This window comes from Devosia sp., assembly GCF_024707125.1.
Taxonomy (GTDB): domain Bacteria; phylum Pseudomonadota; class Alphaproteobacteria; order Rhizobiales; family Devosiaceae; genus Devosia.
The window spans coordinates 1-18,133 of record NZ_JANQAH010000010.1 but is presented as its reverse complement, the minus strand read 5'-3'; the positions used below and the strand labels follow the sequence as shown (position 1 = coordinate 18,133).

Genomic DNA, 18,133 nt, shown 5'->3' with positions numbered 1-18,133 from the left:
CTCTCCTTACTCAGCAGCCACGTGTGCGCCAGACGAGCGCTTGCGTTCCATCTCGAGGATGGCGCGACGATATTCGACCGGCATGACTTTTACGAATTTCGGGCGCATCTCGACCCAGTTGTCGAGAATCTGCTTGGCCTTGGTCGAACCGGTATAGTGCAGGTGGTTCGAGATCAGCTGGTGCAGGCGCTCGTCGTCGTGCTTGGTCATGTCGCCCGAAATGTCGACACGGCCATGCCATTCCAGGTCCCCACCATGGTGGTGGAGCTTTTGCATCAGTTCTTCTTCTTCCTGCACCGGTTCGAGATCGACCATGGCGAGGTTGCAGCGCGACCGGAAGGTCTCGTCCTCGTCGAGGACATAGGCCACGCCGCCCGACATGCCGGCTGCGAAATTGCGGCCGGTCTGGCCGATGACGACGACGAGACCGCCGGTCATGTATTCGCAGCCGTGGTCGCCCGTGCCTTCGACAACGGCGATGGCACCGGAATTGCGCACGGCGAAGCGTTCGCCGGCGATGCCGCGGAAATAGGCTTCGCCCTTGATGGCGCCGTAGAGAACGGTATTGCCGACGATGATCGACTTGGTCGGATCGAAGGACACCTTGTCGGACGGACGCACGACGATGCGGCCACCCGAGAGCCCCTTGCCGACATAGTCATTGGCGTCGCCGATCATGTCGATCGAGATGCCCTTGGCAAGGAAGGCGCCGAATGCCTGGCCAGCCGTACCGCGGAGGGTGATCGAGACCGTGTCTTCCGGCAGGCCTTCATGGCCATACTTCTTGGCGAGGGCGCCCGAAAGCATGGCACCGGCCGAGCGGTCGCGGCTACGGATCGGCAATTCGATCTGCACCGGCTTGCCTTCTTCGAGAGCGGGCTTGGCCAATTCGACGAGCTTGCGGTCGAGCACGGCTTCGAGGTGATGGTTCTGCAGTTCCGAGTGATAGAGCGTGTCGCCCCCAATCGGCTCGGGCTTGTAGAAGACCTTGCTCAGATCAATGCCTTCGCTCTTCCACTGGCCTTCGGCGCGGCGCTGATCGAGGAGGTCGGAACGGCCGACCAGTTCGTTGAGCGTGCGTGCACCCATCTCAGCCATCAGGCCACGCAGTTCTTCGGCGATGAAGAAGAAGTAGTTGATGACGTGTTCGGGCGTGCCCTTGAAGCGCTTGCGCAGCACCGGGTCCTGGGTGGCGACGCCAACCGGGCAGGTGTTGAGGTGGCACTTGCGCATCATGATGCAGCCGGCCGCGATCAGCGGCGCGGTCGAGAAGCCGAATTCGTCGGCGCCGAGGAGGGCACCGATGAGCACGTCGCGACCGGTCTTCAGACCACCATCAACCTGCAGCTTTACACGGCTGCGCAGGCGGTTCAGGACCAAGGTTTGATGGGTTTCGGCAAGGCCGATTTCCCAGGGACCGCCGGCATGCTTGAGCGAGGTCAGGGGCGAAGCGCCCGTGCCGCCATCGTAGCCGGAGATGGTGATGTGGTCGGCGCGTGCCTTGGCAACGCCGGCCGCAACCGTGCCGACGCCCATTTCCGAGACCAGCTTGACCGAGATGTCGGCCTGCTCGTTGACGTTCTTGAGATCGTAAATGAGCTGGGCGAGATCTTCGATCGAATAGATGTCGTGGTGCGGCGGCGGGGAGATGAGGCCCACGCCAGGGGTCGAGTGGCGTGTCTTGGCGACGACCCAGTCGACCTTGTGGCCGGGCAACTGACCGCCTTCGCCGGGCTTTGCACCCTGCGCGACCTTGATCTGGATCTGGTCGGAATTGACCAGATATTCGGTTGTGACGCCGAAGCGGCCGGAAGCGACCTGCTTGATGGCGGAGCGCAGCGGGTTCTGCGAACCATCGGCCAGGGGCTTGTAGCGATCGGGCTCTTCGCCGCCTTCGCCGGTGTTCGACTTGCCGCCGATGCGGTTCATGGCGATGGCCAGCGTCGTATGCGCCTCGCGGCTGATCGAGCCGAAGGACATGGCGCCGGTGACGAAGCGCTTGACGATGGTGGCGGCGCTTTCGACTTCTTCGAGCGGAACTTCAGGCCCGAGGGGCTTGATGTCGAAGAGGTGGCGAATGGCGAGATAGCCGTTTTCGCCCGAGTTTACGCGTTCTGCAAAGCTGTTGTAGCGGTCCTGCGCGGTTTCGGGGCTTTCCTCGAAAGTGCGGACGGCGTGCTGGAGGTCGGCAACGACATCCGGGCTCCAGGCATGCTTTTCGCCACGGATGCGATAGGCATATTCGCCACCGACATCGAGCGACTTCTTGAGCACTGCATCGTCGCCAAAGGCTTCGGCATGACGGCGCAGGGTTTCCTCGGCGACTTCAGAGAGGCCAACGCCCTCGATCGAGGTTGCAGTGCCGAAGAAGTACTTCTTCACGAAATCGGAGTTGAGGCCGACCGCGTCGAAAATCTGGGCGCCGCAATAGGACTGGTAGGTCGAAATGCCCATCTTGGACATGACCTTGAGGAGGCCCTTACCCACCGACTTGATGTAGCGGTAGACGACTTCGTCGGCCGAGACCTCTTCGGGGTAGTTGCCTTCGGCGTGGAGGGCCTGCAGGGCTTCGAAGGCAAGGTAGGGGTTGATGGCTTCGGCGCCGTAGCCGGCCAGCATGGCGAAGTGGTGGATTTCGCGGGCTTCGCCGGTTTCGACCACAAGACCCGTCGAGGTGCGGAGACCCTTGCGGATGAGGTGGTGGTGCACGGCGGCGAGGGCCAGGAGCGTCGGGATATCCAGACGATCCGCTGCGATCAGGCGATCGGAGAGGATGATGATGTTGTATTCGCCGCGCACGGCGGCTTCCGCTGCCTGGCAAAGGGCCTCGATAGCCGCTTCCATGCCTGCCGCGCCGTTGGCGGCGGGGTAGGTAATGTCCAGCGTCTTGGTCTTGAACTGGTTGTCTTCGATGTCGCCGATGCCGCGGATCTTTTCGAGATCCTCGTTGGTCAGGATCGGCTGGCGCACTTCGAGGCGCTTGACCGTCGACAGACCTTCGAGATCGAAGAGGTTGGGGCGCGGACCGATGAAGGAGACGAGGCTCATCACCGATTCCTCGCGGATCGGATCGATGGGCGGGTTCGTGACCTGCGCGAAGTTCTGCTTGAAATAGGTATAGAGGAGCTTGGACTTGTTGGAGAGCGCCGAGATCGGCGTGTCCGTGCCCATCGAGCCGACGGCTTCCTGGCCGGTGGTGGCCATGGGCGCCATCAGGAGCTTGATGTCTTCCTGGGTATAGCCAAAGGCCTGCATACGATCGAGGAGGGCCTCGGTCGGTTCCGGTGCCTTGGGGGCAACGGCGGGCAGGTCTTCGAGCACGATCTGGGTGCGGGCGAGCCAATCGGCATAGGGATTGGCGGTCGCAAGCGTTGCCTTGATCTCTTCATCGGAGATGATGCGGCCCTGCTCAAGATCGATGAGCAGCATGCGGCCCGGCTGCAGGCGCCAACGCTCGACAATGTCTTCGTCGGGAATGGTCAGGACGCCCGATTCCGAGGCGAGGACCACATGGCCTTCCTTGGTGACGAGATAGCGCGCCGGACGGAGGCCGTTGCGGTCGAGGGTCGCGACGACATAGCGGCCGTCGGAAAGGGACATGGCGGCGGGGCCATCCCAGGGTTCCATGAGGGAAGCATGGTACTGGTAGAAGGCGCGGCGCTTTTCATCCATCAGCGGATTGCCGGCCCAGGCTTCCGGGATCAGCATCATGGCTGCGTGGGGCAGCGGATAGCCGCCGCGCACGAGGAATTCGAGCGCGTTGTCAAAGCAGGCCGTATCCGACTGGCCTTCGTAGGAGATCGGCCAGATTTTTGAGATGTCGTCGCCGAAATACTTCGAGTGCACGGAAGCCTGGCGGGCCGCCATCCAGTTGACGTTGCCGCGGATGGTGTTGATTTCACCATTGTGCGTGGTCATGCGGTAGGGGTGGGCCAGCTTCCATGACGGGAAAGTGTTGGTCGAGAAGCGCTGGTGCACGAGGGCAATGGCGCTTTCAAAGTCTTCGTCGTGGAGGTCGGGATAGAAGGCGCCGAGCTGGTCGGCAAGGAACATGCCCTTATAGACGAGCGTGCGCGCCGACATGGAGACGACATAGAAGCCGTTGTCGCCGTTGCTCTCGGGAACCTCTGCATAGACGGTGTTGGAGATCACCTTGCGCACGATGAGCAGCTTGCGCTCGAACTCGTCGAGGGTCAGGCCTTCGGGGCGGGCGATGACCATCTGCTCGATGATCGGCTGGGTGGCGATGACGCCGGTGGACAGCTTCTTGTTGTCGGTGGGGACAACGCGCTCGCCAAGGAGGGTGACACCTTCCTTTTCGAGGCAGGCGCGGACAGAAGCAGCGCAACGATCGCGCAGTTCGACGATGTTGGGGTAGAAGACCATCACCACGGCGTAGTGGTGCTTTTCCGGGAGGGCGAAGGGCAGCACCTTCTGGAAGAAGGCGTGCGGGGTCTGCACCAGGATGCCGGCGCCGTCGCCCATCAGGGGATCGGCACCCACGGCACCGCGGTGTTCGAGGTTCTCGAGGATTTCGAGACCCTTTTCGACCACTTCGTGGCTGGGCTTGTTCTTGATGTTGGCGATCATGCCGATGCCGCAGGCGTCATGTTCCTGCATGGGATCGTAGAAACCCTGGGCTTCGGGGCGACCGGCGACGATTCTACCGTTTTCGATCAGAGTGGTTTTGCGAGTATTGGCTTTCGCTGCAACCGGAGAAAATTGTCCGTTCTGCTGGGGGGCCATATCTTAATCCTCGCTGTCTGATCGTACCCGTTGCCGGGCTTGGTTCGCTATGTCGTGTGCATCCTGATGGTGCCGGTGCCGGCCCGCTGGATGCAGTCTTGGTCCTCAGTGGGCGCACTTCTCAATCGGGTCGTACGTTTGGTACGGCTCGGATGAACAAGTGCATCCATGCGTGGGGAGCGGCGCTGCATCCAAATGGCCGCTCATATTCGAGCTATCTTAGCTCCGCCTGTTCGTTTCCGCTATCGTCTAGCGGTCCAGCCGAACCAGCGTGCGCTGCTTGCCGCGGAGAGCGGGGCGACGCGTCAGATAGGACAGAAGCACTGCCCTAACAGCTCCACATTTGCATAATTCAAAACTAGGTACAAGCGGTAAGGTTGGACTTGGTACGAAAAAATAGGAATGCCTGTTTTGTGGCATAGGAATTGTAGGATTTCTGGTGTCAAAATGCTCAAATTGTGAGCAGTGTGCGCGAATTTTGTGCGAAAGTCCTACTTTCGGGTCCGATGCAGGCGATTGTCCTATTTTCGGTGTGTGGGTGCAATAGGAGTTCTTGGGGAAAGGCGGTTCGCCCTGTGCCAGACGAGGACAGATGGAGCCCGCTGGCAACGAAGTCTGAACGTTCTCGCGACCGGGGCCGCAAACAAAAAGCGCGGCCCCTTTTGGGACCGCGCCTTCATCGTCTCCGGGAGGAGGATCGAGATTAGTTGACCGACTTGTCCTCGATGGTGGCGGTGCCGCCATTGATCGCAATGGTGCGCGGTTTCTTGCTTTCGGGCAGTTCGCGCTTCAGTTCGAGATGGAGGAGGCCGTTTTCGAGGGCAGCGCCCTGGACTTCGACATAGTCGGCAAGCTGGAAGCGCAGCTCGAAGGCGCGCTCGGCAATGCCGCGATGGAGGAATTCGCGCTTGGTGTCGGCGGTCTCGGCGGGCTTGGCGCCCTTCACGACGAGGCTGTTTTCCTTGGTCTCGATGGCGATGTCGCCATTGGAGAAGCCGGCCACGGCGATGGAGATGCGATAGGTGTCTTCGCCAGTGCGCTCGATATTATAGGGCGGGTAGGACTTGGTTTCCTGGGTGCCCAAGGTGTCGAGGCGGTTGAACAGGCGGTCGAAACCGACGGTGGAGCGATAGAAGGGGGAAAAATCGATGGTCTGCATTTTCACATTCTCCAGTTGAGCAACGTGGATTGAAATTACGGTGCCTCCCGCGGTGCTCCCAGATGTGGCGAGCGTCCTGTCGGCAGGGCCGGTGTCCCCGGCTTTCCGGCGGACCAATCATATTTAGGGTGGGGTTTTGCAGCTTCAAGGGGTGGCTGCAACGGGACCAAAATGAACCGAATATGAATGGTGTGGTCCGGGCCTGTTCAGGCGTCGTGGCCGATAACGTGAGGACAAGGCCGCCGCCGCTGCCTTGTCAGGCGGGACCCGTCATCCGCCCCCCGCACGGGCCCGCCCATGAAAAAGGCCAGCATTCCTCGGCCCGGAATGCTGGCCTTTCTTTACTTCACGAGGCTATCCTCATGGCAAAATCGTGGAGGCGCGTCTTGACCGCATTGGTTGATCCCACTGGCCCGAAGCTTGCCATTGTTCCGTCCAATCCCGTGCCGGCTGGCGTGCGGGTCGGCTATGTGACGACGCCTGACCGGGTGAAACTGCGCTATGCCATCTGGCCCAGATCGGCCGGGCCGCATCGGGGCACGGTGTGCCTCGTGCAGGGGCGCACGGAATATATCGAGAAGTATTTTGAGACCATCGCGGACTTTCAGGCGCGCGGCTTTGCCGTCGCGACTTTTGACTGGCGCGGGCAGGGCGGCTCGGACCGGCTGATCGGCAATCGCACGGTGGGCTATGTCGATCGGTTCGACGACTATTGGACTGATCTCAGGACCTTTCATGCCGAAATCCTGCTGCCCGATTGTCCGCCGCCTTTCTATCTCGTGGGCCATTCCATGGGGGGGCTTGCGTCGCTCTATGCGACGACGCGCGACCGGATGATGTTCGACCGCGTCTTCCTCTCGGCGCCCATGGTGTGCCTGCATGGCATGGAGCACAGCATTGGGGGCTTTGGCGCCTTTGCCGAAACGCTGAGTTTTCTGGGGCTGGGCGCGGTGCCGCTCAAGCGCAAGGGAGACCGGCGGCCGAGCGAAGCGAGCTTTCTCGACAATCCGCTGACTTCGGACATGCTGCGCTATATGCGCATGGTGGAAACCATCAGGGCCGATGACGGGCTCTATATCGGCTCGCCCAGCTTTCGGTGGCTGGCGGCCTCGATGAAGGCGATGGTGGAAGCCAATCGCGAGGATTTTGCCGGGCGGCTGCAGATTCCGCTGCTGGTGCTGGCGGCAGCGCGCGATACGATCGTGTCGACGCCGGCGCTGGAGCAATTGGGTCTCAGGTTGCGCAATGGGCGGCATGTGGTCATTGCCGGGGCCAAGCACGAGCTGTTCATCGAGACCGATCCGATCCGCGGTCAGGTGCTGGCGGCGTTCGACGCCTTCATCACCAATCAGACGCGCTAGCGCAGCGTGCGCCGCTAGTCACCCGCCAGCGGAACCATGGCTACGGCGTGAAGGGGCACCCTTTCGGGCAGCGGGAAGGGACCGAGCACCTGGAAGAGATAGTCGAGCCGGAGCTCTATGTGATCATAGGGCTCGGTCTGGTTCTGCATGGAAATGGTCAGCTGGGTGGGATCGAGCGCCGTATGGCTCATGGCCGCGAAAATGGCGTCCCGGGCGCCGTTTTCATCGTCGGGCTGGAAGAGCAGGTGACGCAGGCCGTCCTCGGCCAGACGCGAGATCGTCGAATGGGCATAGACGCCGAACCCGACCTGGAACAGAGCCATGATGCAGACCAGGAAGACCGGGATGACGATGGCGAATTCGACGGCCGCGCTGCCCCGCTCTTGCCGCAGGAAGTCTGCGAGGCTCTTGTCCGGGCGCCTGTTCATTCCACCTCACCCAGATAGAGCTCGAAATTGGCGCTGATGGTCATGTCCTGGGCGAAGATGGCGGTCCTATAGGGCAGGAAGACACTGCCGCTGGCAAAACGATCGAGCCCGGAAGCACAACTGGCCTGGCATCCGGCCTTCTTGCTGGCGCAGCCGCAGAAGGTTTCCATCTCGATATCGGCCGCGCTATTGGCCCCGAGGCTATAGGCAATGACCTCGCGGGAGGTGGCGATATCGGCGCCCTGGGTCTGCATGACATGCTGCATGCCGGAATTGAGGGCCGATTGCAGTTTCACCTTTGCCTGAAAACCGAGGCCAAGATCGATGGTGCCGGCAATAAGCAGGAGCAGGAAAGGGGCCAGCAGGGCAAATTCGACAGCCGCATTGGCGCGGCAATCGTGCCAGCAAGAGTGCAGGAGTGACCTGGCCCGGGCGATCATGCAGACCCCTTGGCGAGGCGGACGCGGCCGGCTCCGCCGCCTCTGCCGCTCGTCGTCGATGAGCAATCATTGTTGATGGTGCCGCTGCCGCGAATGTCGATGGTGCTCGCAACGATCCGGGTGCAGCGTGCCGAGGCCAGGTTCGGGCCGCTTTCGGTAAGAAGGGTCTGATTGGGAAAGTAGATGCCGCCTTCGACATTGCCGAGGACGCCGATAAGGCGCACCGAGCCGCCGGATTTGGATGGGTCGCCCATGATGGCCATGCCCTGGCTGGGGCCACTGGTCGGGGCTTTCAGATCCCAGGCGACGTTCTGGGCGATGTCGAGCACCTTGCTCTGGTCGAGATAGATGGTGACGCCATCGCCGATGATCCGGCTTCCCGGCGCGGCCCGGAAGCCTGCAGTGAAATAGTAGATGCCCGGAAGCAGGGTGACCGTGCCATCGATTTCCACCTGCTTGCCGTATTTGCCTGGCTTGAGGATATTGCCGCCGGGCATGCCTGCGCCATAGCGGCCTTGCGATATCGACTGGTCAACGAAAAAGCCGGTGTCGGGAATGGCCGAGCTGCCCCAGAAGGGGGTCGAGGCCATGGGGTCGGTGGAAGTCTCGCGGTCGTGGCCATCCTCGCACTCGGTCAGGTTGACCCAGGCGCCGCCATTGGTGCCGATGGTGCCTGGCGTCCTGGCGCAGGTGGCGGTGAGGCTGGCCGAGCCTTCCGCCCAGATTGCGTCATTGCTCGCCGAATTGGTCGCGACCACGCAATCCATATTGGCCTGGACGCTGGCGGCAAGGACAATGGAGCGCGACTGGTTCGGCTTGAGCGCCAGCATGCAGGGCAAGGCTTCGAGGACTTCGTCCATGCTGGCAAAGGCGTTCACGCCGATATCGACCGTGCCGGTATCGAGGAACAGGCTCGAGAGGAAAAGCTTGGTGTTTACGGACAGGTTGGCGCGGGATGAATTCGGCCCGAGCGCCTCGTCCTGAGACGGAATGAGGATTTCGATCTGGTCGCTTGATCCGGAAAATCCGGAGGCCCTGGCCTGGGCGATGCCTACGGCAATGGCCTTGTCCAGATCCGCATCGATGCCATAGGCAACCAGCGCGCTATAGGCGGCCGTATCGGCAGCGATCTGGAGCTTGTTTTTCTCGCTGTACCAATAGCCGACCTCGATGGCGAGCGCCGCAAAGCCCAGAAGGCAGGGCAAGAGCAGCCCGAAAATGATGGCGACGCTCCCGGAGGAATCGCCAAACATACGTGCTGCTGCTCTGTGGTGCATGGGGCGCTGACAAAAGGGGATGTACGTACCGCAACATGTCGCGCCGGCGTTAAATTTTAGTGCACCCTGAAGACTTTACGGGTCGTTTCAGGCGGTGGCGATCAGATCGAGCGTCTTGTCGAGCAGTTCCTGGCTCGCCGCCGCGACAACATTGCCGCCGCCGGTCGGCTCCGAACCGTCCCAGCAGGCAATGGCGCCGCCCGCTTCACGGATGATCGGCACGAGGGCGGCGATGTCATAGGTGTTGAGATAGGGCTCGATGACGAGGTCGGCATGGCCGGCCGCGAGCAGGGCATAGCCGTAGCAATCCATGCCGAAACGCTGCAGGCGTGTGGATGCTTCGACGGCGTGCCACTTGGCCAAGAGATCCGGCGTGTTGAAGAGTTTTGGCGTGGTGGTGAAGACGCGGGCCGGGGCGAGGTCGGTGAGGCCGCTCACGCGATTGGCCTGGGTGAGGCCGCCGCGCTCATAGCGCGAATGGCCGGGCACGGCGACAAAGGCCTCGCCGATAAAGGGCTGGCTCATGATGCCGGCCTTGGCGACACCATCGACGGCAAAGCCGATCAGCGTGCCCCAGACCGGGGCGCCGGAAATGAAGGCGCGGGTGCCGTCCACCGGATCGATGATCCAGGTATAGCGGCTTTCCCCGGTTGTGCCCCATTCCTCGCCGATCACGGCGTGGTCCGGGAAAGCGTCGGCGATGATGGCGCGGATGACCTTTTCGGCCCCCTTGTCGGCCTCGGTGACCGGATCAAAGCCTGATGTCAGCTTGTTGTCGACGGCAAGGCCGGAGCGGAACAGGGGAGGGTATGGGCCGCTGCGGCATCGGCGGCGGCGAGCAGGGTCGCTTCGATACGGGCAAAGTCGATGGTCGTGGCCATGAAAAAATCCTCCAGCAGCGGGCTGAGGAGGTTTAGGAGGCGGCGCGGCGCGGGGCAAGCGGACAAATGCCGGCCCGTGTCAGACCTTTATGCTTTCCAGGGCAGGCGCTGGGCGCGTTGCGGGGCCGAAATTTCGTCGAACCGTCATGATTCATTTTTGCAACAAGCGCTTTCGAACCGCAGCGGAGGACGCGATGAGCCTTGTATGGGAGTGAAAATGGGTTCAAGCCAGAGGGGCATGATGTGCATTTTGACCGGCATAGCCACTCTGCGTCTGGTCGAAGCGCATCGTTCCTCCCTTGACTGGGCCGCCTTTCGGGGCGGCCCTTGTTTGTGAAGGGATTTCCTTTTCGAAAGCGCTATTCTGCGGCGGCGCGTTCGGGCGCGGCGGCGGGTGCTGCGAGCGCCAGGAGATCCAGCCCGATCAGGGCGTGGATCATGCCATCGACGAGCTGGCGCAGGGGTTCGAAGCCCGCATTCTTTTCGAGCGTCGCTTCATTCATATAAAGATGCCGGCTGACCTCGATCTGCAGGGCATGGACGCCGTGCTGCGGCCGGCCATAGGCGCGGGTGCAGAAGCCGCCGGCATAGGGGCGATTGCGCGCCACTTTCAGCCCGGCAGCGATGAAGCCGGTTTCAACGAGATCGACCAGAGCCGGCGAGCAGGTGGTGCCATAGCGATCGCCGAGGACGATGTCGGGGGTTGCCCGCTCGCCATGGCGCCCGAGCCGCGGCATGGAATGGCAATCGATGAGCACGGCAACGCCAAAACTGGTGGCGGCTTCGGTGAGCAGGTTTTGGAGGGCGGCGTGATAGGGGTGGTAGATGCCCTCGATGCGCATGCGCGCATCCTCGAAGGTGAGCTTTTCGCGGTAGATCGGCTTGTTTTCGGCGACGACGCGGGCGAGCGTGCCAAGACCGGCGGCAACGCGGGGCGATGTGGTGTTGAACCGATCGGACAGGGGATCGACGAACATGGTGGGATCGAGTTCCCAGGGTTCGCGATTGACGTCGAGATAGGCGCGCGGGAAATGCGCCCTCAAGAGCGGCGCGCCCAGATGCGGCGCACGCGCAAAGAGCTCATCGACAAAGGCGTCCTCGGACTGGCGGATCGACAGATGGTCGAGCCGGGTCATGGCAAGGAAGCGGTCGGGATAGCTCCGGCCGGAATGGGGCGAATTGAACACTAGCGGTGCGACCATGCGGCGGGGCCGTATGGTTTCGAATGCCGGTTGATCCCAATAGTCGGATCGCACGCTGCCTCCACGGGGGCCGCGCTGGGCGCGCGGTCGAGTGATTTGCTGTCACCCAAGTGTCGCGCGACACGGTCAACTTGTCCAGTTGATTGCAAAAAGACGCCTTGGCGGCGCGAGGCCGTTTGCGTTGCGGCAAATCTGAATTAAACATCGACTCAATACGACTCACTGCCGGACTGGCCCCGAAAGAAGGTTTTTGATGAAGCGAATTCTGCTCGCCGAAGACGATAACGACATGCGCCAGTTTCTCACGCGCGCGCTCAAGAATGCGGGCTATGAGGTGGTGTCGTTCGACAACGGGCTTTCCGCCTACGAGCGCTTGCGCGAAGAACCGTTTTCGCTGCTGCTTTCGGATATCGTGATGCCGGAAATGGACGGAATCGAACTGGCGCGCCGCGCGACGGAACTCGATCCGGATTTGAAGGTCATGTTCATCACCGGCTTTGCCGCCGTGGCGCTCAACCCCGACAGCGACGCGCCCAAGGATGCCTCGGTGCTGTCGAAACCTTTCCACCTCAAGGATCTCGTCTCGGAAGTGGAGCGGCTCCTGGCTGCATGATTGCCTGCGCATGCCTTTGCCGCAAAACCGGTTTCCACTTTTGCGAGGCATGCGTGACGAAGAAATCCACAGGCGCGGAAATGAGCCTCTTGACCCTTTGGTCGCTTCATGGTTTATCCGCGCCACCGGAACGGCGAATGCTGAACCGGCCCGGAGAGATGGGCGTATAGCTCAGCGGGAGAGCACTACGTTGACATCGTAGGGGTCACAAGTTCGATCCTTGTTACGCCCACCATCTCTTCTTTCTTCCCTGCCAAGGGCAGCGGGTGCGTAGCTCAGCGGGAGAGCACTGCCTTCACACGGCAGGGGTCACAGGTTCAATCCCTGTCGCACCCACCATCTAACTATATGATATCATTCATTATTGTATGAGCTGTCTTGCATGGCAGACTTGCCTCTCCGGTTCAATTGAACCGGCGTTTGAAGGTGTGCATTCTCTGCACGCTATGCGTGCACTCCTGCTTCAATTGCATCAATCGCTCGGAGAATACGATTGATTTCTCCTCGGGCAACGATCTCGCGGGGCGTAGCGTCCCCGAATCCTGGGATGCGTCCCTGCGAGAACCATTCCTCGACGGCGGAGCGACTGGTGAATCGATTGGCGACACGGTCAAGAACTGTCGCCTTGTGAAGTTGGATTCTGCGCAGAGCGAACCGAGCCTCACGGGTTCGAATCCAGTCGGTGGCCGCCTCTAACCGCGCTGCTTTTCTGCGCCGGCGGAGACGCACTTCTTCCATTCGGAGAGTTTCAGCAGAAAGCTCGTCCAATCCAAAACGAAGGAAAACGTGTTTCCGCGCTTTCCGTCGGTGTGCCCTTAAGTAAGGAAATGTTCTCATCGTTTCATCTTACGCGAGCTTTTGGGGTTTTCAACGCTGCGAGCAGTTGTTGGATGCGGTCACGCTTCCGTGCCCTGGTTTGCCGCTTCGGGCATGGTTTGAACGGCGGCAATGGGGCCGGTTCCGGACTGTCCGGTTTCGGCGAGGAATTTGAGAAAGCCGACGTGCGGCATCCGACCCCATTGTATCCGTTCGGAGCGCCGCGTTCGGCGCCCGAAATCTGCCGTTCATTCACTTCCACCCGACGGCAAAGTCGGGGACGTCTGCTGAAGAGGTCATCAGGTCACAAGCGGCTCCTCAAGATTGAAAAGAACCCACCCACTGTTACCCGCGCCGAAGGTCGCCTCACGCGGCGCGGTGGCTTCTTGAAGAGTACGGCCTCGTCACCGACGACTATCACCGCACACAATGGGTGTGGTTCGCTGTGACCTTCACCGCAATCTGGCGCAATTTCTCCAGCGCTAAGTGGCGGATTGCTGGCGAGGTCTCGAAGAAAAGTAGAACGGACGTTCGAGCGTGATGCCGCGAAAGTCTGGTCTGAGCCCAAAGTGACGATTGCTGCACGATGGGCGAATGTCGATTACCGACCTCACTACGCCAGCGTGCGCGTCATCTCACGGATCAGATCATTTGTCTCTGGTCTCGTCGTTTGGTGCCGATATCGAAGGGCCAAAACAGTTCTTGATATTTCAAGACCATCGATGGGTTTCGACACCAGGCCCATGTCCGAAGGAATAGCGGTGGCTGGCAGGATCACCGCACCTGACCCTTGCCGAGCAAGTTCAACTAACCAATCCACCCGATTTGACCGATAGGCCGCGTAGAGTTCGTGACCATGATCCGCGCAGGTCCCATGCAAAACATCCCGCATTTCGCAATTTAGGCGGTCAAGCATGTCAGTTTTAGCAAGAGTCGAAAGAGAGATCGCACTTAGTTCAGACAACGGATGCGACTTTGACACCACGACCTTGTAGTCCTCTTCATAGAGATGGTCTATACGATAGAGGTCTTCACTGACCTTCTCTGCGGTGACTACAACGTCAAATTCACCATCTCGTAACCCGGCAAGAAGCTCGGGGGTTGGCGCAACGATCAATTCTATTTCGGCTTGCGGCAATCGCGTACGAGTACGCTCCATAGCTGCCGAAATCCTGTTGTGGCCAATCGTTTCTCCGACACCGACAGAGATTGGCACCCGCTCCAAGCGCATATGACGGACAGCCTCCGCCTTCGCCTGTCTCGTCTCATCATGAGCCTTCTGCAATCTTGGCTGCATGAGTTTTCCCAGCGTCGTCAGCCTGCATCCCGCACGGTCCCTGACAAACAGGTCACCTCCAAGCTCGTCTTCAAGTTTCTTGATCGCAGTCGTCAAGGAAGGCTGGGAGACATTGGAGGCGCTGGCTGCGTGGGTGAAGTTTCGGTGCTCGCAGACAGCGAGAAAATACCTGATCTGGTTCATTTCCATCGCCGCATTCTCCGTTACATCTTCAGCCACACCATCAAACCAACTTCAATAGTCAATGTCTATCAAAGAATAGAATTTCGGAATTGGGTTCGGGCGCATTCGGCATGGGACAAAAGTGCATCGAAACCAAACCTGAAGCACTTCAAATCAGGAGACGACCATGAAAACGCAAATCCTTCAGACAGTCGCCGCACTGGCGCTGATCACAACTTCTGCAACTGCACAGGACAACCCAATGGTAAATCATACAGCCAGCTACATCGCCATGCCGGCCGCCGAAGGCCAGACCGGAGCTTTCGCGGAGTTTCTGGCTGGTGCCGCAGCGATCGTGCGGGACACAGAGCCGGGCACCGTCCTTTGGTTTGCTCTGCAAGCCGATGACACGCTCGCAATCTTTGACATCTTCGCAGACGAAGAAGCACGCGACGCTCACTTCTCAGGAGCGGTTGCGGCGGCTTTGAACCAAAACGCCGACGCGCTGGTCTACGGCGGATGGGACGACGGTGTTGTCGCGAATATCAACAACTCCGATGTCCTGTCGGTCAAGGCGCCGGTTGATCTCTCCACGGCAACGACCGCAACTTACATCAAGCTCAAAGCTGCTCCAGGTAAAGGCCCCGAATTGGCAGCCTTGCTGACCGCCGCCGGCCCCATCGTCGCAGAAACTGAACCCAAAACATTGTTCTGGGCGGCGCTGCAGATTGACGAGACCAACTTCGCCATCTTCGACATCTTTGCCGACAACTCTGGCCGCGAAGCGCACTTTGCCGGACAAGTCGCCGGACTCCTGAATGAAAAGGCTTCAGAATTGATCTCAGGTGGATGGGACGACGGTGTGGTGGCAAACGTCCACAATTTCGAAATCCTCGCTACCAAGTAATCTCGAGGTGACTTGAGAAAGAAGTGCCCGGTGCAACCCATCGGGCGCTTTGCTGTTTGAATTTAGATTCACGCCAAAGCGGCCGTGCCGGAACTGGCAAGCGAAGCTCGCACTCGCCTCCGGCTTGGAAAGGGCGGCTATCGGCGGGAACATGTCCGCGCCTTCATCATGCGCGATGGACCTGACACGCTTATCGATCTCGAGAAACGCGCGGTAAAGATGACCGCGGGCATCCAGCAGCGGACCAAGCGCTTCGGCAAGTGCTGGATCGGCCATAACGGCCTGGCGCGACATATCCTCGAACCGGGCATGATAGATCTGTGCTGGCAGCTTGAAGCCGTAGACCTTGAGTAGTCCACGGACCTCGTTCTCGAGGTCTATCCGCCGCCGGAGCAAAGCTCTGCGTGCTGCCAACAGCGTCTTCAGCCTCTGGCTCTCAAGGCTCTTCACATGCACCTCGCGGTACCAACCGGTGCGCAGGATTTGGGCAATGCCGCGTGCATCGTTCCGGTCGGTCTTGTTACGCAGGCTCGACAGGGTCGTCTTCACCTGGCGAGCCTCCATAACGACAACCCGGAAACCTTCTGCCCGCAGACCCGCCGTCAGCCATGGCGTAAGGTTGCCGGTCTCCAGCGCAACGCCATCGACATGCTCAGAAAAGCCTCCTATCGCGTCGGCAATCTCATCGATCTCCGAGGCAACTTCACGCTCAAGGCATACCTTGCCCTGCTCGTCGATAATGCAAAGCGACGATGACCGCAGGCCAACGTCAACACCAACATAATGTCCCATCATAGTCTCCCTGCTTCGCGGTGGTCCAAAGACCAGCGACTATATCAGGGAGCTCGCCTCATGCTCAGAGCGAGCCCGATTACCTATGCTTTCGGGACGCCGCAAGCGGCAGTCGAACGGCCAGAAAGGGGCGCTTCGCCGACGAAGCACAACCGGCTGCCGGCGAAGTCGCTTGCTCAGATTTCGGTTGCCTCTGACAACGACAAAGCGTCGTCGACATCCACGCCAAGGTAACGAACTGTGTTCTCGATCTTGCTATGGCCAAGAAGTATCTGGATGGCCCGAAGGTTGCCTGTGGCTTTGTAAATGAGCGACGCCTTTGTACGGCGCAGCGAATGGGTGCCATATTCCTCAGGTGTCAGCCCGATTGCAGTGACCCACTCGTCCACCAGCCTGGCGTATTGACGGGTGCTCAGATGACCATCGTGCACTACACGGCTTGGAAAGGCGTAGTCATCGACCGTCCCTCCGCGTCGCTCAAGCCAAGCAAGCAGGCTGGCCCTTGTGTCAGCGGCGATCTCGAATTGGACGGGTCTGCCTGTCTTCTGCTGGATTACCATCGACCGAGTTCGAATGGCAGGTCCCGCCACGAGCGTGCCGATCTTGATCTTCACCAGATCGCAGCCTCGAAGCTTGCTGTCGATAGCCAAGTCAAAAAGTGCTCGGTCCCTCATCCTTCCCTCTCGGTCAAGGAAGAAGCGAATTGACCAGATTTGTCTGACCTTCAACGCACGTTTGGCGCCAACCTGCCTACCGGCATTCCAAGCAGGTCTTCCTGCAGCAGCAGGGTCGTACTGTGAGATACCCATCACATTTCTCCTCTGGCCGAAGCGGCCATGAAGAGAACGAATATGGCAGGCTTATCAGCGGCAGATCCCGACCCCAAACTAGTCGCTGACTGGTCTGACAAACCGCCCTGGAAGCAGCCGTAAAATACCATGGTGGGATGCTCTAAGGTGCCATTAGCTTTCGTTTTCTAACGAGGTCACGATCTGCTATTGTTCCTTTCTTCGGTGCCGTCCTTCCGTGGAGCCGACGCGCCTAAGAGCCGACCGAACGGACCAATGCGGCACCGGGGTCAGGCGTCCGCCAGGGGAATGCGGGAACCTCGCAACCTCTGCTGACTTGCGCTGTTAGCGAGTTTGATTGGGAGGTTTGTTAGGTATGACTTGGCTTATGATCATCGGGGGTTGGCCCTACTTCTGGTTGGCGGCGAGCTTCTGGTGCGAGGCGCCGTGCGGGTCGCGAGCCAGTTAGGGGTATCCCCGTTGATCATAGGGCTGACGCTGGTCGGCTTCGGCACCTCGACGCCCGAACTGGTCACCTCGGTGCAGGCGGCGGTAAACGGTTCTCCTGGATCGCCTTCGGCAATATTGTGGGCTCCAGCATCGCCAACCTGCTGCTGATCCTGGGTGCATCGGCTATGCTCACCCCGATTGTGGTGCAATCGTCAGCGCTGCGCCGAGACGCCGTGCTGATGGTGGCGGTGGCCATTGTATTCGCACTTCTTTCGCCGCTGTTTCCACTGGGGCGACTGGTTGGCCCATGTTCGTGGCCGCTTTGGGAGCATACATCTACATCGCAATTCGTCAGGAAGCGGCAGCAACACCCGCTCATGGTGCCGTCTATGACAAGAGCCTCGCAGCCCAGAATGCAGATACTGCACTTGTTCCGCAGAAATCTCCCGGCAGCTCTGTCCTTCTACCGCTTGCAACGTCACTGACAGGTTTGGCGATAGTCGTCCTTGGGGGATACTTTTCTCGTCAATGGCGCTGTGGACCTTGCTCGGTCGGCAGGCATTTCCGAGACCGTGATTGGCCTCACCATAGTGGCAGTAGGCACGTCGATGCCAGAATTGGTGACGTCCCCTTATCGCCGCCGTCCGGCGCGAGGCTGATGTCGCGTTTGGCAACATCATCGGGTCCAACATCTACAATATTTTGGGTATCGGCGATTGTGACGGCAATAATTGCGCCATCTCAGGTGCCGGAGCAGATTGCCAGTTTCGATAATGTTGTGATGGTCGCGGTGTCGGCGCTGGTCTTGTTGTTC

General features: G+C 60.2%; 16 protein-coding genes and 2 tRNA genes. 8 read left to right on the top strand and 10 right to left on the bottom strand.

Annotated elements, in window-relative coordinates; translation table 11 throughout:
* Positions 1–6 precede the first annotated feature (6 nt).
* Together gltB and NVV77_RS14520 are read right to left on the bottom strand one after the other, a co-directional pair.
* A complete protein-coding gene (gltB, locus tag NVV77_RS14525; RefSeq protein WP_295414508.1) occupies positions 7–4,746 on the bottom strand; it encodes a glutamate synthase large subunit in 4,740 nt (1,579 codons plus the stop codon).
* A gap of 703 nt (positions 4,747–5,449) precedes the next feature.
* Positions 5,450–5,905, bottom strand: a complete 456-nt coding sequence (locus NVV77_RS14520; RefSeq protein ID WP_295414506.1) for an Hsp20 family protein — start codon at positions 5,903–5,905, stop codon at positions 5,450–5,452.
* Positions 5,906–6,291: 386 nt separating this feature from the next.
* Between NVV77_RS14520 and NVV77_RS14515 the strand changes: the two genes are divergently transcribed.
* Positions 6,292–7,266 carry an alpha/beta fold hydrolase gene (locus NVV77_RS14515; protein WP_295414505.1) on the top strand — a complete coding sequence of 325 codons (975 nt, stop codon included), beginning with the start codon at positions 6,292–6,294 and terminating at the stop codon, positions 7,264–7,266.
* 14 nt (positions 7,267–7,280) lie between these two features.
* On the opposite strand, the gene NVV77_RS14510 is transcribed toward NVV77_RS14515, so the two are convergent.
* From NVV77_RS14510 to NVV77_RS14490, 5 genes are all read right to left on the bottom strand, one after another.
* Positions 7,281–7,694 carry a TadE/TadG family type IV pilus assembly protein gene (locus NVV77_RS14510; RefSeq protein ID WP_295414503.1) on the bottom strand — a complete coding sequence of 138 codons (414 nt, stop codon included), beginning with the start codon at positions 7,692–7,694 and terminating at the stop codon, positions 7,281–7,283.
* The gene (locus tag NVV77_RS14505) at positions 7,691–8,134 is read right to left on the bottom strand and encodes a TadE/TadG family type IV pilus assembly protein (RefSeq protein ID WP_295414501.1); all 444 of its coding nucleotides are present in this window, start codon (positions 8,132–8,134) and stop codon (positions 7,691–7,693) included. The genes NVV77_RS14510 and NVV77_RS14505 overlap by 4 nt, the downstream gene beginning before the upstream one ends.
* Positions 8,131–9,387, bottom strand: a complete 1,257-nt coding sequence (locus tag NVV77_RS14500) for a TadE/TadG family type IV pilus assembly protein (RefSeq protein ID WP_295414499.1) — start codon at positions 9,385–9,387, stop codon at positions 8,131–8,133. The genes NVV77_RS14505 and NVV77_RS14500 overlap by 4 nt, the downstream gene beginning before the upstream one ends.
* 111 nt (positions 9,388–9,498) lie before the next feature.
* Positions 9,499–10,179, bottom strand: coding sequence for an inositol monophosphatase family protein (locus NVV77_RS14495; protein ID WP_367178633.1), 681 nt, complete (start codon positions 10,177–10,179; stop codon positions 9,499–9,501).
* Positions 10,180–10,651: 472 nt separating this feature from the next.
* Positions 10,652–11,494, bottom strand: coding sequence for an N-formylglutamate amidohydrolase (locus tag NVV77_RS14490; protein WP_295414497.1), 843 nt, complete (start codon positions 11,492–11,494; stop codon positions 10,652–10,654).
* Positions 11,495–11,747: 253 nt separating this feature from the next.
* Here NVV77_RS14490 and cpdR point away from each other — a divergent pair, with 253 nt between their 5' ends.
* The 3 genes from cpdR to NVV77_RS14475 all read left to right on the top strand — a co-directional run bounded on the left by cpdR (position 11,748) and on the right by NVV77_RS14475 (position 12,446).
* Positions 11,748–12,107: a cell cycle two-component system response regulator CpdR gene (gene cpdR / locus NVV77_RS14485; protein ID WP_035086991.1), complete on the top strand. Its 360-nt coding sequence runs from the start codon at positions 11,748–11,750 to the stop codon at positions 12,105–12,107.
* A gap of 160 nt (positions 12,108–12,267) precedes the next feature.
* Positions 12,268–12,342 (top strand) — tRNA-Val (locus NVV77_RS14480).
* 29 nt (positions 12,343–12,371) lie between these two features.
* Positions 12,372–12,446: transfer RNA gene (locus NVV77_RS14475), tRNA-Val, on the top strand.
* 1,090 nt (positions 12,447–13,536) lie between these two features.
* On the opposite strand, the gene NVV77_RS14470 is transcribed toward NVV77_RS14475, so the two are convergent.
* Positions 13,537–14,439, bottom strand: a complete 903-nt coding sequence (locus tag NVV77_RS14470; RefSeq protein WP_295409862.1) for a LysR family transcriptional regulator — start codon at positions 14,437–14,439, stop codon at positions 13,537–13,539.
* 130 nt (positions 14,440–14,569) lie between these two features.
* Here NVV77_RS14470 and NVV77_RS14465 point away from each other — a divergent pair, with 130 nt between their 5' ends.
* A complete protein-coding gene (locus NVV77_RS14465) occupies positions 14,570–15,289 on the top strand; it encodes a hypothetical protein (RefSeq protein ID WP_295409860.1) in 720 nt (239 codons plus the stop codon).
* Here the strand turns inward: NVV77_RS14465 and NVV77_RS14460 are convergent.
* A complete protein-coding gene (locus NVV77_RS14460) occupies positions 15,224–16,081 on the bottom strand; it encodes a transposase (RefSeq protein ID WP_295409858.1) in 858 nt (285 codons plus the stop codon). The two genes, NVV77_RS14465 and NVV77_RS14460, sit on opposite strands and share 66 nt — an antisense overlap.
* Before the next feature lie 176 nt (positions 16,082–16,257).
* Positions 16,258–16,890, bottom strand: coding sequence for a tyrosine-type recombinase/integrase (locus NVV77_RS14455; protein ID WP_295414494.1), 633 nt, complete (start codon positions 16,888–16,890; stop codon positions 16,258–16,260).
* A 414-nt stretch (positions 16,891–17,304) separates the two neighbouring features.
* Between NVV77_RS14455 and NVV77_RS14450 the strand changes: the two genes are divergently transcribed.
* The 3 genes from NVV77_RS14450 to NVV77_RS21995 are packed head-to-tail and all read left to right on the top strand — an operon-like array spanning position 17,305 to position 17,978.
* Positions 17,305–17,487 carry a hypothetical protein gene (locus tag NVV77_RS14450; protein ID WP_367178632.1) on the top strand — a complete coding sequence of 61 codons (183 nt, stop codon included), beginning with the start codon at positions 17,305–17,307 and terminating at the stop codon, positions 17,485–17,487.
* Complete coding sequence (locus NVV77_RS14445) at positions 17,457–17,804, top strand: hypothetical protein (protein ID WP_295414492.1); 348 nt, start codon at positions 17,457–17,459, stop codon at positions 17,802–17,804. Before NVV77_RS14450 ends, NVV77_RS14445 begins: the two co-directional genes overlap by 31 nt.
* A 51-nt stretch (positions 17,805–17,855) precedes the next feature.
* Positions 17,856–17,978, top strand: coding sequence for a hypothetical protein (locus NVV77_RS21995; RefSeq protein WP_367178631.1), 123 nt, complete (start codon positions 17,856–17,858; stop codon positions 17,976–17,978).
* Positions 17,979–18,133: the final 155 nt, after the last annotated feature.

Coding starts and splice junctions, on each gene's coding strand:
- gltB (WP_295414508.1), bottom strand. CDS start 4,746: ATGGCCCCCCAGCAGAACGGACAATTTTCTCCGGTTGCAGCGAAAGCC.
- NVV77_RS14520 (WP_295414506.1), bottom strand. CDS start 5,905: ATGCAGACCATCGATTTTTCCCCCTTCTATCGCTCCACCGTCGGTTTC.
- NVV77_RS14510 (WP_295414503.1), bottom strand. CDS start 7,694: ATGAACAGGCGCCCGGACAAGAGCCTCGCAGACTTCCTGCGGCAAGAG.
- NVV77_RS14505 (WP_295414501.1), bottom strand. CDS start 8,134: ATGATCGCCCGGGCCAGGTCACTCCTGCACTCTTGCTGGCACGATTGC.
- NVV77_RS14500 (WP_295414499.1), bottom strand. CDS start 9,387: ATGTTTGGCGATTCCTCCGGGAGCGTCGCCATCATTTTCGGGCTGCTC.
- NVV77_RS14490 (WP_295414497.1), bottom strand. CDS start 11,494: ATGGTCGCACCGCTAGTGTTCAATTCGCCCCATTCCGGCCGGAGCTAT.
- cpdR (WP_035086991.1), top strand. CDS start 11,748: ATGAAGCGAATTCTGCTCGCCGAAGACGATAACGACATGCGCCAGTTT.
- NVV77_RS14465 (WP_295409860.1), top strand. CDS start 14,570: ATGAAAACGCAAATCCTTCAGACAGTCGCCGCACTGGCGCTGATCACA.
- NVV77_RS14460 (WP_295409858.1), bottom strand. CDS start 16,081: ATGGGACATTATGTTGGTGTTGACGTTGGCCTGCGGTCATCGTCGCTT.
- NVV77_RS14455 (WP_295414494.1), bottom strand. CDS start 16,890: ATGGGTATCTCACAGTACGACCCTGCTGCTGCAGGAAGACCTGCTTGG.